At 59.1% G+C, this 14,576-nt stretch carries 12 protein-coding genes and 2 pseudogenes; 1 reads left to right on the forward strand and 13 read right to left on the reverse strand.

All coding sequences use genetic code 11. From position 1 onward, the window contains the following. Positions 1 to 54: 54 nt before the first annotated feature. The 4 genes and pseudogenes from nhaB to M0746_RS11320 all read right to left on the reverse strand — a co-directional run bounded on the left by nhaB (position 55) and on the right by M0746_RS11320 (position 4,635). Positions 55 to 1,557, reverse strand: a complete 1,503-nt coding sequence (nhaB, locus tag M0746_RS11305) for a sodium/proton antiporter NhaB (RefSeq protein WP_208937418.1) — start codon at positions 1,555 to 1,557, stop codon at positions 55 to 57. A 161-nt stretch (positions 1,558 to 1,718) separates the two neighbouring features. Continuing rightward, the gene (locus M0746_RS11310; protein ID WP_258449230.1) at positions 1,719 to 2,645 is read right to left on the reverse strand and encodes a hypothetical protein; all 927 of its coding nucleotides are present in this window, start codon (positions 2,643 to 2,645) and stop codon (positions 1,719 to 1,721) included. 133 nt (positions 2,646 to 2,778) lie between these two features. Beyond that, positions 2,779 to 4,091 (reverse strand): annotated as a pseudogene (locus M0746_RS11315) (hypothetical protein). A 277-nt stretch (positions 4,092 to 4,368) separates the two neighbouring features. Further along, a complete protein-coding gene (locus tag M0746_RS11320; protein ID WP_208937421.1) occupies positions 4,369 to 4,635 on the reverse strand; it encodes a hypothetical protein in 267 nt (88 codons plus the stop codon). A 355-nt stretch (positions 4,636 to 4,990) separates the two neighbouring features. On the opposite strand from M0746_RS11320, the gene M0746_RS11325 reads away from it, so the two are divergent. After that, the gene (locus M0746_RS11325; RefSeq protein WP_090283651.1) at positions 4,991 to 6,316 is read left to right on the forward strand and encodes a sigma-54 dependent transcriptional regulator; all 1,326 of its coding nucleotides are present in this window, start codon (positions 4,991 to 4,993) and stop codon (positions 6,314 to 6,316) included. 65 nt (positions 6,317 to 6,381) lie between these two features. Here the strand turns inward: M0746_RS11325 and M0746_RS11330 are convergent, their stop codons facing one another. The 9 genes and pseudogenes from M0746_RS11330 to M0746_RS11370 all read right to left on the reverse strand — a co-directional run bounded on the left by M0746_RS11330 (position 6,382) and on the right by M0746_RS11370 (position 14,562). Beyond that, entirely contained in the window at positions 6,382 to 7,698 is a 1,317-nt protein-coding gene (locus M0746_RS11330; RefSeq protein ID WP_258449231.1) for a hypothetical protein, read from the reverse strand. Positions 7,699 to 7,743: 45 nt separating this feature from the next. Further along, entirely contained in the window at positions 7,744 to 8,490 is a 747-nt protein-coding gene (locus M0746_RS11335; protein ID WP_258449232.1) for a hypothetical protein, read from the reverse strand. 43 nt (positions 8,491 to 8,533) lie between these two features. Continuing rightward, positions 8,534 to 9,214 (reverse strand): C39 family peptidase, encoded by a 681-nt coding sequence (locus M0746_RS11340; protein ID WP_039760558.1) that lies wholly within the window; start codon positions 9,212 to 9,214, stop codon positions 8,534 to 8,536. Between the two features lie 65 nt (positions 9,215 to 9,279). Further along, positions 9,280 to 10,279 (reverse strand): annotated as a pseudogene (locus M0746_RS11345) (heme utilization protein). A 68-nt stretch (positions 10,280 to 10,347) separates the two neighbouring features. Continuing rightward, complete coding sequence (locus tag M0746_RS11350; protein WP_258449233.1) at positions 10,348 to 10,920, reverse strand: adhesin; 573 nt, start codon at positions 10,918 to 10,920, stop codon at positions 10,348 to 10,350. A gap of 1 nt (position 10,921) precedes the next feature. Continuing rightward, positions 10,922 to 11,371 carry a hypothetical protein gene (locus M0746_RS11355; protein ID WP_258449234.1) on the reverse strand — a complete coding sequence of 150 codons (450 nt, stop codon included), beginning with the start codon at positions 11,369 to 11,371 and terminating at the stop codon, positions 10,922 to 10,924. 321 nt (positions 11,372 to 11,692) lie between these two features. Next, entirely contained in the window at positions 11,693 to 12,217 is a 525-nt protein-coding gene (locus M0746_RS11360) for an AAA family ATPase (RefSeq protein ID WP_258451471.1), read from the reverse strand. Continuing rightward, positions 12,214 to 12,777, reverse strand: a complete 564-nt coding sequence (pnuC, locus tag M0746_RS11365; RefSeq protein ID WP_208937428.1) for a nicotinamide riboside transporter PnuC — start codon at positions 12,775 to 12,777, stop codon at positions 12,214 to 12,216. The genes M0746_RS11360 and pnuC overlap by 4 nt, the downstream gene beginning before the upstream one ends. A 150-nt stretch (positions 12,778 to 12,927) precedes the next feature. Further along, positions 12,928 to 14,562, reverse strand: a complete 1,635-nt coding sequence (locus M0746_RS11370) for a methyl-accepting chemotaxis protein (RefSeq protein WP_258449235.1) — start codon at positions 14,560 to 14,562, stop codon at positions 12,928 to 12,930. Between the last annotated feature and the right edge of the window lie 14 nt (positions 14,563 to 14,576).

The following is a 14,576-nucleotide window of genomic DNA, read 5'->3' on the forward strand; positions in this document are numbered from 1 at the left end:
ATCTGCGTCTGAAATCAGATAGGGGAGCCAGCAGTCTGGCCCCCACAAAATCGGTCAGAGCCAGTAGCTCACCGCATACCAGCCCAGCCCACCCATCACCACGGTATACGGCACCGCCATCCACACCATCCGTCCGTACGACAAACGCACCAGCGGTGCAATCGCCGAGGTCAACAGGAACAGAAACGCCGCCTGACCGTTCGGTGTCGCCACGCTCGGCAGGTTGGTGCCGGTGTTGATCGCGATGGCCAGCGTTTCGAAATGCTCACGGCTCATGTGCCCGGCCAGGAATGCCTGCTTCACTTCGGTGATGTAAATCGTCGCGACGAACACGTTGTCGCTGATTGCCGACAGCAAGCCGTTGGCAATGAACAGCATGCCCGGCTGCTGCTCGACCGGCAGCGCCAGTACCCACTGAATCAATGGTGCGAACAGCTGCTGATCGTGGATCACCGCCACCACCGCAAAGAACACCACCAGCAACGCGGTGAACGGCATGGCATCCTTGAACGCGCTACCCAGACGATGTTCGTCGGTGATGCCGGTAAACGCGGTGATCAATACAATCACCATCAAACCGATCAGACCGACCTCAGCGACATGCATGGCCAGGCAGGCGATCAGGATCAACGCCGCAGCGCCTTGCACCAGCAGTGCCGCGCGTTGGCGCGGGGTGCGTTCGGCGTTGTCTTCGGCGGCGTAATCGGCCAATACGTTGCGCACGTTGTCCGGCAGCAATGTGCCGTAGCCAAACCAGCGCAGCTTCTCCAGCAATACGCAGGTGATCAGACCCGCAGCCAGCACCGGCAGCGAAACCGGCGCAACCTTGGTGAAGAACTCGCCGAAGTGCCAGCCCATCTCATGACCGATCAACAGGTTCTGCGGTTCGCCAACCAGCGTGCAGACACCGCCCAGCGCAGTACCGACTGCGCCGTGCATCAACAGGCTGCGCAGGAACGCGCGGAATTGCTCAAGATCGTCGTGGTGCAGTTTCGGCAGATTCTCGTCGTCAGCGATTTCACTGTCCTTGCGCGGATCGTTGCCCGACGCGACGCGGTGATAGACCGAATAGAAGCCTACACCGGCGCTGATGATGACCGCCGTTACCGTCAGCGCATCAAGGAACGCCGAGAGAAAGGCCGAAAGAAAGCAGAACATCAACGCCAGCACCGCTTTTGAACGCACACCCAGCAGCAGCCGCGAAAACAGAAACAGCAGCAAGTCCTTCATGAAATAGATGCCGGCCACCATGAACATCAGCAGCAGGATCACCGGGAAGTTGTGCACCAGTTCATCGTAGAGCGCCTGCGGCGTGGTCATCTTCAGCAGCAGCGCTTCAACCAGCAGCAAGCCGCCGGGCATCAACGGGTAACACTTGAGCGCCATGGCAAGGGTGAAGATGAACTCGATCACCAACAACCAGCCAGCCGCCACGGGGCCGATGCTGAACAGCACCACGGCATTGAGGATCAGGAAGCCAACGATGGTCGCCTTGTACCAGCGTGGCGAATGCCCGAGAAAGTTTTGCGCGAACGCCTGGGTCATCGAACCGGACATCGGTTGCTCCTTTTTTATAGAAGCGCGCAAGTTGCCGGATGTGTCGAGGAAGTTCAAGGTGTAACTGGTTTTTACCTCTGTCCCTGGTTTGTGTGGCCGCGCCGGGAAAAGCGGGAACAACGGAGGCCGACCGGGTCATGATCCGGCCGGCCTTTATGCGTTTATCCCAGTTTCGAGGAAATTACCCTGATTGCCCAAGGCGAGGAGAGTCTGCCTAGGTCGGATCGCAGCCGGAAAGTATGAACAAGGTTTTCCTCCAGACCCTCGATCGTGGCGAAGTAGACACCGTTATGGTTAGCGGCGAACGGCACGAGGTCATTGTGATAATCGACAACCCAGCCGGTTTCGCCTGGGTTCGCTGTGCCGACCAATGTTAGCGTTCTGTCGGTTGTAGACTCGTGATTCCCGATCAATCGAAAGTTTTCATTGCCCAGGATGAACTGGATGCTAAGCAACGCGCGTTGCTTTATGTGCACTTGCCAAGGGGATGATTGCTGCCCGTTTGGCTCCCGTGCGATGAAGTTCTGGGTGCCTGTGTCGAGGTCTTTGAGATTGGCACTCCAATGTCCGTTTGGATCGACGTTAAGGAGTTTCACAACTGTACCGTTATTTACCAGCTCCACGACTTTTCCTGGCGTGGCGACGCCGGTGAAATTCAGTTCAGTATGAAATGTGGTTTCACCGTTACCAATGATCTTGCCATCAGGGCCGTACACCGATTCGATTGAAAGCGTTTCTTTCACATCCACATTGATGATCCACATCGCTGACTGCTGGCCATCGGTCGTTTTAACGCGATAAACATGAAGACCTCGTCTCTGGTTAACTAGCAGTGCGCTGAAATGACCATTTACATCTACATTTACGGGAGGGTGCACCGGAATCCCATCATCCAGTATCTCCGCGAATTGATCCGGCTGCGCCGAACCAATGAAAGACAAATCACCGTTAGTGGTAGTGCCCTCTGATGGAATGAATTCCCCGTCGCCGTTAGTAACGGAATGGATACGGGGAGCATCAAGCTCCATTTTCTCCGGCGCAAGTTGAATGTTTGTCCGATGTTTGGACGGGGTTACTAAATCGTTCATAGCAAAATTCCTTTTTCTGGATAGCGCGCAGCGATTTGTGCGTCCGGCTATCTGATGCCCGATCAAACTCGCCGTCTACTGTCAGAAATTACAGGTCCATGGGTATTCCCGACCAACGGTAAGGCTCCTCCGCCTACTGATCGAGATACCGCACAACCACCGCCCGATAATTCCCATCCAGCGAAAACCCGCCCACCAGAATCGCGCCATCCGCCTGCACGGCGACTGAATTGGCCGAATCCAGACTCCGTCCCAGACGTGTGCGCAGCCAGCCATTGCCATCGCCGAACGCGGGATCGAGGCTGCCGTCGCTTAAATAGCGCGCAACGATGAAGTCCGCTTCTACGCCGCCGATGGTTGCACCGACTGCGATCATCCGACCGTCCGGCAAATGCTGAGCGGTGCTCCACTGGCAACCGCTGTGGCCGATGTGCAGAAGCTGTGGTTGACCACCATGACTGTGGATGTCCGGTCGGCCGTTCGAGTGCAGGGTGAAGGACAGGCAACGGATGGGATCGCGGCTGCTGCCGAAACAGTGCAGTGCATCGTGCGTATCGAGAACGCGACTGACTTGAACACTTTTGTTCTCAGCCTTGAACGCCATAAAGCCGTCCACGGCGAAACACTCATCGAGACGGCCGTCGGGCAGGTAACGCGCGAGCAAGCCTTCCTGGGAAGATCGATGGAGCCGGCGACCACGATTCGGCCGTCCTTTTGCAACAACAGGCTGCTCAGCCAGGTGTTGAGCAATAAATGACGGATCATCACAAAGCCGCGCCCATTGAAGGTGTCGTCCAGACCGCCGTCGGGCATGAGGCGAATCAGCATGCCGGCATGGTCGGCCAGTTCAAAATGATGGTTGGCGATCAACAGAATTCGCCCGTCGTCCTGCACGGCGACGTCGCAGGCTTCGGCCCCCGGCACGCCCGGTGGCAGCCAGGCATCGCGGCTGCCCATGGACAAATCGCCCGGTAGGCGTACTACCTGACGGCCGTTGTCGCCAAAGGACACGTCCGGTTGGCCGTTGGCAGCGAACAAGGCCAGCGCGGGGAGAGTGCGATGGGCGTTTTCGTAATGCAGGCCAGCCAGCAGAATGCGCCCGTCCGGCAGTACTTTGACTTTGCCACCGGTGGCCTCGAAACCGTGGGCAAAGGTATCGATGACGCTGCCGTGCACGCCAAAGGTCAGGTCTGCCGAGCCATCGGGCAGCATGCGCGCCAAACCAAATCGGCTGCCGCCAGCGTCGCAGACTTTCGCCGCAATCAGAATTCGCCCTTGGGCATCGAGGGTGATGTCTTCACTCAGGCTGGACACGCTGCCCGCAAAGTACACCTGAGCGATGCCCTGAGTGCCAAAGGTTTTATCGAGCTGCCCGGATCGAGGCGTAAACGACGGCGATACCGTCGTCGGTACGGCCGGCAACGCAAAAGTGTTCAGGGTGGACATGCACGCATCTCCTTGCGAGTTGACCATGACCGCGAACCGGATGGCTAACTGCACGAGGGGAACATTCAATCCCTGAACCGGGAGAAGTACAACTGTAAGAACTAACGGATGGACGGTCACACTGTGCCAGAACAGTGTCTTTTTGAACCAAAAGAAAGCCGACCAAGCAATTAAGCCTGGTCGGCATGAAAAGAATTATACAGGCAGGTGGAAGTTTACAAGGTTGCAACTAAGCGCAGAAGCGAATGACTTCGAAGTCACCCGCACGAACTGCCTCTCAGTGTGGCATCGACCACGATTGCAGGCTGTAACCTTCTTCGCTGAGTTCTGCGCGAGCCTGCTGCAGCAGTTGCTCGAGTTGCGCCGGGTCGGAGTAGGCGCTGCTTGGAATCTGTTTGCGGCCGATGTGCGAGTTGGTCCGGTCGACGACGGTCAGGCTCAGTTCGCCATTGCCGTCTTGCGGCGCCCAGGCCACGCAGTGGAAAGGTTTGAAGGCGTGGTTGGCAATCAGAAGAGCTTCGTTGATACGGAGCGGGGCGGTCATGGGGTCTTCTCTCTGTCGTGCCCAATCAAATGATGTGCCGTCGGTTGGGCTTACCGTTCGGCTGGTTACTTGTACTGATGCACGCAACCCTTGAACGGGTCACACCTGAAACAAAGAAATTTCAAAGTTTCTTTCAAATCCTGCTTTGAAGCGGTCTTTTGAAAGCTCGGTGAAAGCTTCTGATAACCAACTAAGTCGATAGCTTACTAACAACTCGCTTTCTTATAACCGGTTTAACTGGACGCCTATAAGCAATCGATACAAGAGGCTGTCAAAATCTTGCTAGTGTTACAGTCGGGACTGCCAAATGACTGTTTTTTCAATCATTTCCTTTATTTGGCGCCAAGGAACAGTCATGAGCGAAGCGCCTGCGTTACGACGTTTACTGGTGGTCGATCCGTGCGACGACTGCCACCGCTTATTGCCCGGATTACGCGCGGTTGGCTGGGATGTCGACAGTTGTTCATTGGAGAATGCCGCCGAGCGCAGTTGTGACATCGGCTTGCTGCGATTACAGCCGTTTCACCTCGAACGCCCCGAAGCGGTCAAAGAGCTGATCAGCCGCAGCGGCACCGAATGGATCGCCGTGCTCAATCAGGAAGTCCTGCGTTTGCAAAATGTCGGTGACTTCGTCTGTGAATGGTTTTTCGACTTTCACACCTTGCCGTTCGACGTCTCGCGGGTCCAGGTTACCCTCGGCCGTGCGTTCGGGATGGCGCGATTGCGCGGGCAGGGCACGATTCATGTCGACCAGCCCGAGCACGAGCTGCTGGGCGACAGCAAACCGATTCGCGAACTGCGCAAGTTGCTCAGCAAACTGGCGCCCACTGAATCGCCGGTTCTGATTCGCGGCGAAAGCGGTACTGGTAAAGAACTGGTCGCACGCACATTGCACCGTCAGTCCCAGCGCCACAGCAAGCCCTTCGTGGCGATCAATTGCGGCGCCATCCCTGAGCATCTGATTCAATCGGAATTGTTCGGCCACGAAAAAGGCGCGTTTACCGGCGCGCATCAGCGCAAGGTCGGGCGCATTGAAGCGGCCAATGGCGGCACGCTGTTTCTCGACGAGATCGGCGATCTGCCTTTGGAGCTGCAAGCCAATCTGTTGCGCTTTCTCCAGGAAAAACACATCGAGCGCGTCGGCGGCAGTCAGCCGATTCCAGTGGATGTGCGGGTGCTGGCGGCGACCCACGTCGACCTTGAAGCGGCGATCGAGAAAAAACTTTTTCGTGAGGATCTGTATTACCGCCTCAACGTCCTGCAAGTGGTGACCGCACCATTGCGTGAGCGACACGGCGATCTGTCGATGCTGGCCAATCACTTTTCGCACTTTTACAGCCACGAAACCGGACGGCGTCCGCGCAGCTTCAGCGAAGACGCGCTGATCGCCATGGGCAAGCACGACTGGCCGGGCAATGTCCGCGAACTGGCCAACCGCGTGCGCCGTGGACTGGTGTTGGCTGAAGGGCGACAGATCGAAGCCCGCGATCTGGGGCTGATCAGTCAACACTCGATCGCCACGCCGATGGGTACCCTCGAAGATTACAAGACCCGCGCCGAACGCCAGGCGCTGTGCGACGTATTGAACCGGCACAGCGATAACCTCAGCGTTGCGGCGAAAGTGCTCGGCGTGTCGCGGCCGACGTTTTATCGGTTGTTGCACAAGCATCAGATCCGCTAGGGCGGGCAAACAACAAAGGCCCGTTGCGAGGTGATCGCAACGGGCCTTTGTTGTTTGACGCACCCTTAGAAGTAATACGGAAATTTCAGGCTGAAAGAAAAATCCGGTGCGTCGTCGGTCATGCCCAGCGACAGGTTGGGCACGATGGTCAGGTTGTCGGTGGCGGCGATGGTCATGCCGATATTGAAATAACCGGCGTTGGCGTCGCTGGAGATCACCGATTCCCAATCGCCGCCGTCCTGTTTCAGCTTGCTTTTGCGCTGCACCAGGTCGGACACCGAGAACGACATGCTCATCTTCTCGTTCAAGGCAAAAGCGATACCGGCGCCGATCTGGAAGCTGTCGCCGATGCGCACCTTGCCCGGGGTTTTCTGGTTGACGGTGGAACTGATGTCGTCGAACGATTCCTCCAGGTTGTGGGTGTACGACAGGCTGCCGAACAGCACCGCCGGGTCGAAGGTCTTGACCAGCGAGATGCCCGGCGTGATCGACCAGACGCCGTTGCCGGTGGGCAGGGTGTCGGGCACGAACAGGTTCGAGTTGGCGTCGGTCTGGCGCAGTTTGATACCGAACGGGTCCTTGCCTGTCGGCGCCTTGACGCGCAGGGTCACGACGGCGTCCGGGGTGTTGACCGACTCGTCGAGGAATTTGTAGGCGATGCCGAAGTTGACGTCGCCAATGGTTGGGTCTTTGGTCACGGTTTCTTCGGTGGTCACCCCGGCTGCGCCCTGATTGCCACCGCCGGACTGGTAAGTCGATTCGCGGTACACCACCGGCACGTTCAGGTCGAACTGCCAGCGGTTGTCGAAGTTGTAGCGGCCGGTGAGATCGAGGGTCCAGGTGTCAGCCTTGATCCGGTCGAGGTTGATGTTGCCGAGAAAGATCGAGTCCAGTGCCAGGAAGCCGTTGAGGATCAACTGGCGAGTGTCATAGCGCGAATAGGTGACCCCGGTTTCGAAACTGAATTTGCCGCCCCCGAAAAAGCCGCTGGCTTCGTCGTACAGGTTGGAAACGCTTTGCGCCGGTTGCGAATCATCGGCCAGCGATTGCCCGTAGGATGCGCCACTGCCCCCGGCAGCGCCTCCCGATGCAGCGGCCGCACCGGTGCCGGTGGCGGCTCCGGTGGCGACGCGATTGCCTTTCATGTCCGACGGCGATTTGGCCAGGCGTTTTGGTGGTGGGGCGGCGGGTTGTTCTTCGACCTGACGGACCCGTTGTTCAAGGACTGCCAGGGCTTGTTGTTGTACTTCGTATCGTTGTTTCAGTTCCAGAAGTTCCCGTTTCAGGGCTTCTACATCGGCGTCGGGCGCTGCTTGCAGCACCGCCGCCGGGAGAAGGGTACTCAAACACACTGCGGCACGCAGTGATACTGATCGATACATGAATAAGCCGTCCCTTTAAGCCCAATGATCGAGACTCAGCGTAGTTCAATATCCGATACTGCGTAGGGCCCCGAGTTGGGTCAGGTTGCAGTCCAGTGCACCGGCGCTTCTGCCGTTATTGTTGAGTACGACGTTGAGTTGCGTGAGGTTGTTGACCACGTTGGCACTGCCCAGCAGGCGGGTGTTTTGCAGCAGGCCACCCTGGGCGACTTGTTGCAATGCAGTGCCCTGATTACCGCTGGCCTGAATGGCCATTTGCACGCCGCCGCCATTGGCCGACACCGCGACGCTGCCAGCGCCGTTGCTGCCAGTGATGGTCTGCCCGGCGACGAGCGCCTGGCCCTGCGATGGCACCAATGCCGGCGCCTGACTGGCTTCGCTGACGTTGATTGCGACGTTGTTGTGGGCGGTGTTGCCATCGCCGGCGGCGCGCACGCTTTGCGTCACGCCTTGCGTGCTGTTGAGGCCGGCGCCACCGATCACGGTGCCTGTTCCCAGTGTTGGCGTGCTGCCATTGCCCGACTCCTTGATGGTCGAGACATAGAATTCCGGTTTGACGGTGGCGGCCTGGACCTGCATCGAGGTGGCCGCGCCGATCAGGTCGCCGCTGGCGTTGCGCCAGGTGCTGCTCATGACAATGCCGAAGCTGATGATCCGCCCCGGCATGACGTACCGACCGCGAAGCTCGGCAAGCTCCTGGTCCTTGATTTCGATGGGTTTGAATCCGGCATGGGCAAAGCCTGACGCTCCCGCTGCCAGGCAGGCGGCGGCCAGCCAGTATGAGGTTTTCATCTGCTGCTCCCGGGACATCCAGTCCCATTCTCTAACTCGGCGATTAAAAGAAGTCGCTCTGAATGAACCCGAAGTCCATCAATTCCGCATCTTTGACCGGGTTGAAACCGTCCAGCGAATTCTTCGCCGTCAGCGGCACGGGAGGGCTGCGCAAGGCGTTGGCCTTGTCGTAACCGGGGCCGACGATGGCAAAGACTATGCCGTTCCAACCTTTGACAAAGTCATCATGCTTGTAGCGTTTGTGGCCGAGAACCGGGTCACCGATGTAGACCCAATCCTTGTCCGAACGCTGCAGCACGACGAAATGCTTGTAGCCGCGAATATCCATCAGAACCACCACCGGAATGGTCACCGCTTCGAGTTTTTCGGGCGGGATCCGGTAACCACGGGCGCGCATGCCGATGCTTTCCACGTAGCGCTTCATATCGAGCATGGAGAAACCTTGCGTACGCACAAGGTCCTGGTCAGCGTTGACCAGCATGCCTTTGATGATGTGCTCCTCATCGACGTCGAGCCAATAGGCCTGGCGCAATACCGTTGCCAGTGCAGCAGCGCCGCAGCTGAAATCGGTTTTCTGTTCGACGATGTCGGCAAACTTGCGCTCACGAATGCTTTGCACGTCCTTGTAGACCAGTACGCCGCCAGGCAGGGCAGCGACGGGCATCTGCGCCGCCTGAGTCAGGCCACACAGACAAAGCAAAGCGAGGAGGGCAGGAGTCCGCATGATCGAATACGCCTTGTGGAACCTGGGAAAAAGCCCCGTTGCCGGGGCTTTCGTTTCGATCGCGCTTACATGCAGGCTTTGCAACCTGCGGCGATGGACAGCGAGTTGCTTTGCTGGTTGCCGACACCGGCCGAGACGTTGGCTCCGCCGTTGCCGGAGAAGTTGTTCATCGAGTTGGTCATGTTGGCGTTGTTGACGACTGGGGTTTTCCAGCCATCTTTGGTCAACACCTGTTGGGTGGTGACGCCAGCGAGGCCAAAACTGCCCACGGCTTCGAACTTGGCTTTCTGATCATCGTTGCCGCCGTGGCCGCCGCCACGGTTACCCCAACCGCCATGGGTTGTCGTCTTCGATGGTCGCAGTGCCTTTGGCTTTGAACGTGCCAGCCGCTGCATAAGTACCGGTAAGGGTGTCGGTTTTGTAAGCCTGCACGCCTTTGTTTTCTACGACCAGGCCAGTGGAGGACTGGTTGGCAGCAGCGGCGGCAGTGGCGACACGGCCACCCGATACAGCGATTGCCAGGTTGTTTTTCTGCTGGTTGAAGTTGCCGGCGCTCACGTTGATGCCGATGTTGCCGGAGCCGTTGTTGCCGGCATTGTTGAGCGTGGCGTTGTTGAACGTGGAGGAGTTTTTCACGTAGTTGTTGTTGTTGACCTGAGTCGCGCTCGAGGCCGCAACAGCATTGCCGAAGATGAAGCTTTCGTCAGCAGTGGCCAGCGCAGCAGCGTTGTCCTGCTGATTGCCGTCGCCGGCGGCAACGTTGGCGCCCATGTTGCCGTTGGAGCCGTTGAGCGAGTCGCTGGCGTTGGCGTTGTTCAGCGTGCCCTGGTTTTTCACCACGTTGCCGTCGCTGTCTTGCGCGTCGAGTACAGCGGCGCCGGCGCCGGCGGTGATCTGCAGCAGTTGTTCAAGATTTGGACCTTGCTGGCCGTGACCGTTGCCGTGGCCATTGCCATGCCCGTTACCATGACCGTTGTTGTCATCACGGCCGCCAGCCTGTGCTGCGATTGCCATCACTGCTGCGAGTGCGAAAACCAGTGGTTTGAGAGCCATTGTAGGTTTCATGGTGTTTCTCCATCGTGCTTATTAGTTGGGTTAAGTGTTGTTACTTTTCCACTTGCACTTTGTATGGGTCAGTCTGCGACCCGGATGCTCAGGGTGTTGGCCATTCGGTTCCCCACCCCGGCACTCTGGTTCACCTGGATAACCCCGCGGCTGCCGGTGAAGGCCTGATCACTTGTGGTGACCTGGCGACTGCCGGGTGAGGTACCAGTTGCTCCTGAGCTGGGTAAAAACGCCACGTTCTGTTGCGAAAGGGCGCTGTCGTCAACGCTCTGCGGGGCAGCACTGATGCTGATCCGCGTGACGTTGGCCATTTGGTTGTTGGCGCCGGCGCCCTGGTTCACACCGAGGATGCCGTTGCCATTGCTGAAAGCGTTGCCGCCGATGTTGGCGCTCGCGTCGATGGCGCGGCTGGCAGGCGTGTCGATTTTCTGCATGACCTGGGTGGTCGCGTGGGACTCGGTGCCAATGGCGATCGCCTTGGTGTTGGCTTGCTGCATCTGGTCACCGGCGGCCTGGTTGACGTTGAAATTGCCGCGGTATTGCGTGCCGGAATCCTGAAGGTTGGCGCGGTTGACCGTGTTCGGATCAGCCATGGCGCTGGTGCAGCCGAGCAGGGCGAGAAGCAGCAGGGTGCGATTCATTTCATTGGCCTCCGGCCATGCGGGTCAGAGGCGCCAGACCGGTGCTCATGGCACGGTTGACCGTGTTGGAGATCGAGCTACCGGCACCGCCGCCGCTGCCGACACGCATGCCGGGCAGACCGTTCTGTTTGGTCAGGGTGTTCATGCCGGGCAGGTTCGAATTGGGCGTGGTGATGTTGCCGCGAATCGAAGAGCCGCTGGCCACGCTGGCGAAATCGCCGTCGCTCAGTTCAGTGCTGCCGACGGTCTGATTGATGCGTGCCGAAGGGTTGGCGTTGACCGTGGTCGGGTAGGGGTCTTTGCCGCCATTGCGCCCGATCGGGATGGGCTGAACGTCGCGTTGAAGGACGATCACGCCATTGCCTTGGGCCTGCACGCTGAGGCTGATCACCGCGCTGGCTGCCGATCCGATCAGCACAAGACAGGTCAATCCGGTTTTGAAAGTCCCCACGGCTGCAATTCCTTCTTCAACGGGCTGCCCTTGGTCAGCGTTGTGAAGGAGAGAGCGAAAGCTGTGCCGCTTTTGAAATGTGCTTTTATTTCAGAGTGTTAGTGAAATTTTCGCCTGCGTTGTGCGGGATCTGTTTCATCCCTGATACAGGCGCGTTGGCGCCGAGCTGTCGACTGGCTGAGCGACGCTCTGGAACAAGGCTTGGTGCAATGGTGTTTCAACGTTGAAACAACCGGCATGACAAAGCTGTGAACCGCGTTGAGGTCGGGCTTCTACGTCAGAGAGGGTGTTTCAGGAATGGACACTTGGCCCGTGTTCGGGTCATTCAGCCAGCAAACGCGCAACGGCGGCGAAAGCCTGCGCCCGGCGTTCGGCCCAGTTGCCGGCAATGACTTGCACGGTTTGTTGATGGTCCTCGAGCCATTGGCGAGTCGCCTGATAAAACGCCTGCCGCTCGGCAAGATCCGGCTGGCAGCGCAGGCCATCGTCGGTCCAGTCGACCTGTTCCGGTGACAGCAGCAGATGCAGGTCGTAATGCCGCACCAGCAGTTCGCGCTCCAGCCACGCCGGGCACGCGCCGAACAGCGTCTGGCTCCAGAGCATGTTGCTCAGCAGGTGCGTGTCGAGAATCAGCAGCGCAGGCCGCTGTGCCCGCGCTTGATCTTCCCATTGCAACTGACCGTGAGCGATCTCGGGAATGTCCGCCAGGCAGGTGTCGCGAGGATTGAGCTCGATGAAGCGGCGCACGTATTCATCCACGCGTACACCGCCAAAACGCTGTTGCAGGCCGGCCGCCAGCCAGCTCTTGCCGCTGGATTCCGGGCCGGTCAGCACCACCACCTTCATGTGCGCAGCGCCGGGTCGGCGCGCCATTCGCGATAGCCTTGCACGGCCAGCAAGGTAAACAGCCCATACAACGCAGCGGTGAGGTAAAGCCCTTTATAGAGGAACAACCCGACGAAGATCACATCCAGCACAAACCACAGCGCCCAGCATTGCAGGCGCTTCTGCGCCATCCATAACTGCGCGACCAGGCTGAAACCGGTGAGCGCGGCATCGAGCCAAGGTTGTGCAGCGTCAGTCCAGTGCGCCATGGCCGCGCCAAGCAGCAGACTGCCGAGCGCGCCGACGCCAAGGCCAAGGGCGACGGCGCGAGCGTCCAGCCGCGTCACCGCACGCCCGTCGTGCATCGTCCCGGCGCGGGTCCATTGCCACCAGCCGTAGAGTTGCAGCGCGGCGTAGATCACCTGCAGCAACATGTCCGAATACAGCTTCACTTCAAAGAAGATCCAGCTGTAGAGCAACACCATGACCAGCCCGATCGGCCAGCACCATGGATTCTGTTTGACCGTGAGCCAGACGGCGATCACACCGAGGGCGGCGGCAAACAGTTCGAGCCCGGACATTGAGGATCCTTGGGGGGAATGAAGAAAGGGGCGGATTTTACACAAAAACATGTAGGAGTGAGCCTGCTCGCGATAGCGGTGTGTCAGCGAAACTCACATTGTCTGACACACCGCTATCGCGAGCAGGCTCACTCCTACAAAGGAAGGTGACTAGACGCGAAACTGCCGCAGCAACCCGTTGAGCTGTTCGCTCAGTTGCCCAAGCCGCAAACTCGCCGCGCTCGACTGCTCCGCCGCCAACGCCGTGCTGTGCGAAAGCCCCGCCGCCTGCGTCACGTTCTGATTGATGTCTTCAACCACATGCGCCTGCTGCAACGTCGCGCTGGCAATCGAGGCGTTCAGACCATTTAGATTGCGCAGTGCCTGGCCGATCGCATTGAGGCTGGCGCCGGCAAGCCCCGCCTGTTCGATGGTCAGTTGCGAGGCCTTGCTGCTGTCGCCGATCACTTTTACGGCGGCCTCGGAATGATTCTGCAGACGCTCGATCATCGACTGGATTTCTGCGGTGGACTTCTGCGTACGCTGCGCCAGCAAGCGCACCTCATCGGCCACAACAGCAAACCCGCGACCTTGCTCGCCGGCGCGCGCCGCTTCGATGGCGGCGTTGAGCGCGAGCAGATTGGTTTGCTCGGCAATCGAGCGAATCACTTCCAGCACGCTGCCAATCTGCGTGCTTTCCGCGGCCAGCGTGCGAATCACTTCCACCGCTTGATCAATGGTGCCGGACAGCTTGTCGATCTGTTGCAGGCTGCCGTCAATATTGATCTGGCCCTGTTGCGCCTGCGCTTCGGCATCACGCATTTCGGCGGCGGCGTGCTCGGCGTTTTTCGCCACATCCTGCACGCCATAGGTCACTTCGTTGATCGCCGTGGCCACCAGTTCCATCTGCTGCGACTGCTGCTGACTGCGTTGCTGCGCCTGCGACGCGTCGTTGCCCAGCTCGCTGGAGGATTGACCCAGGGCACTGGCCGAGACCTGCAAGTCGCCGATCACCCGGCGCAATTTCGCGGTAAACGCGTTGAAGTGGTGGGCCAGTTCGGTGACTTCGTCTTTGCCGTGGGTATCGAGGCTGCGGGTCAGGTCGCTTTCGCCGCTGGCGATGTTGGCCATGGCATTCACGGTTTCCTGCAACGGCCGGACGATGCTGCGCGCGATCAGAATCACCAGCAGTGCCATGATCAGGGCGATGGCCAGGCCGATCGCCGAGGCTTTCAGCATCTGCCCCTGGAATTCGGCCTGCACGTCATCGACATAGACGCCGGAACCGATCACCCAGCCCCACGGCTCGAACAGCTTGACGTAAGAGGTCTTCGCCACCGGGTCGGTGGCGCCGGGTTTCGGCCAGCGATAGTTGACCATGCCAGCGCCTTTGGCCTTGGCAATGGCGACCATCTCGTTGAACACCGCAAACCCGTCCGGGTCGCGGATCGCCGAGAGATTCTGGCCTTCGAGCTTGGGATTGGTCGGGTGCATGACCATCACGGGCGTGAGGTCGTTGATCCAGAAGTAATCGCTCTGGTCGTAGCGCAAGCCGCGAATCGCCGTCAGTGCCTGTTGCTGCGCCGCTTCCCTGGTCAAGGTGCCGGCGGTCTGCAGGCCGTGGTAATAGGTCAGCAGGCCGCTGGCGGTCTGCACCACATGCTGGGTTTTCTGGGCCTTGGCGTGATAGAGGTCGTCATGGATCTGCTTGAGCATCAGCATGCCCAAGGTCAGCAACATGACCACCGCCACAATCAAGATGAGCCACAAGCGTCGGCTGATCGACACACTGCGCAAGCTGTTCATAACGCTGTCACTCC

It is taken from the genome of Pseudomonas sp. S11P7, from assembly GCF_023195435.1.
Taxonomy (GTDB): Bacteria; Pseudomonadota; Gammaproteobacteria; order Pseudomonadales; family Pseudomonadaceae; genus Aquipseudomonas; species Aquipseudomonas fluorescens_G.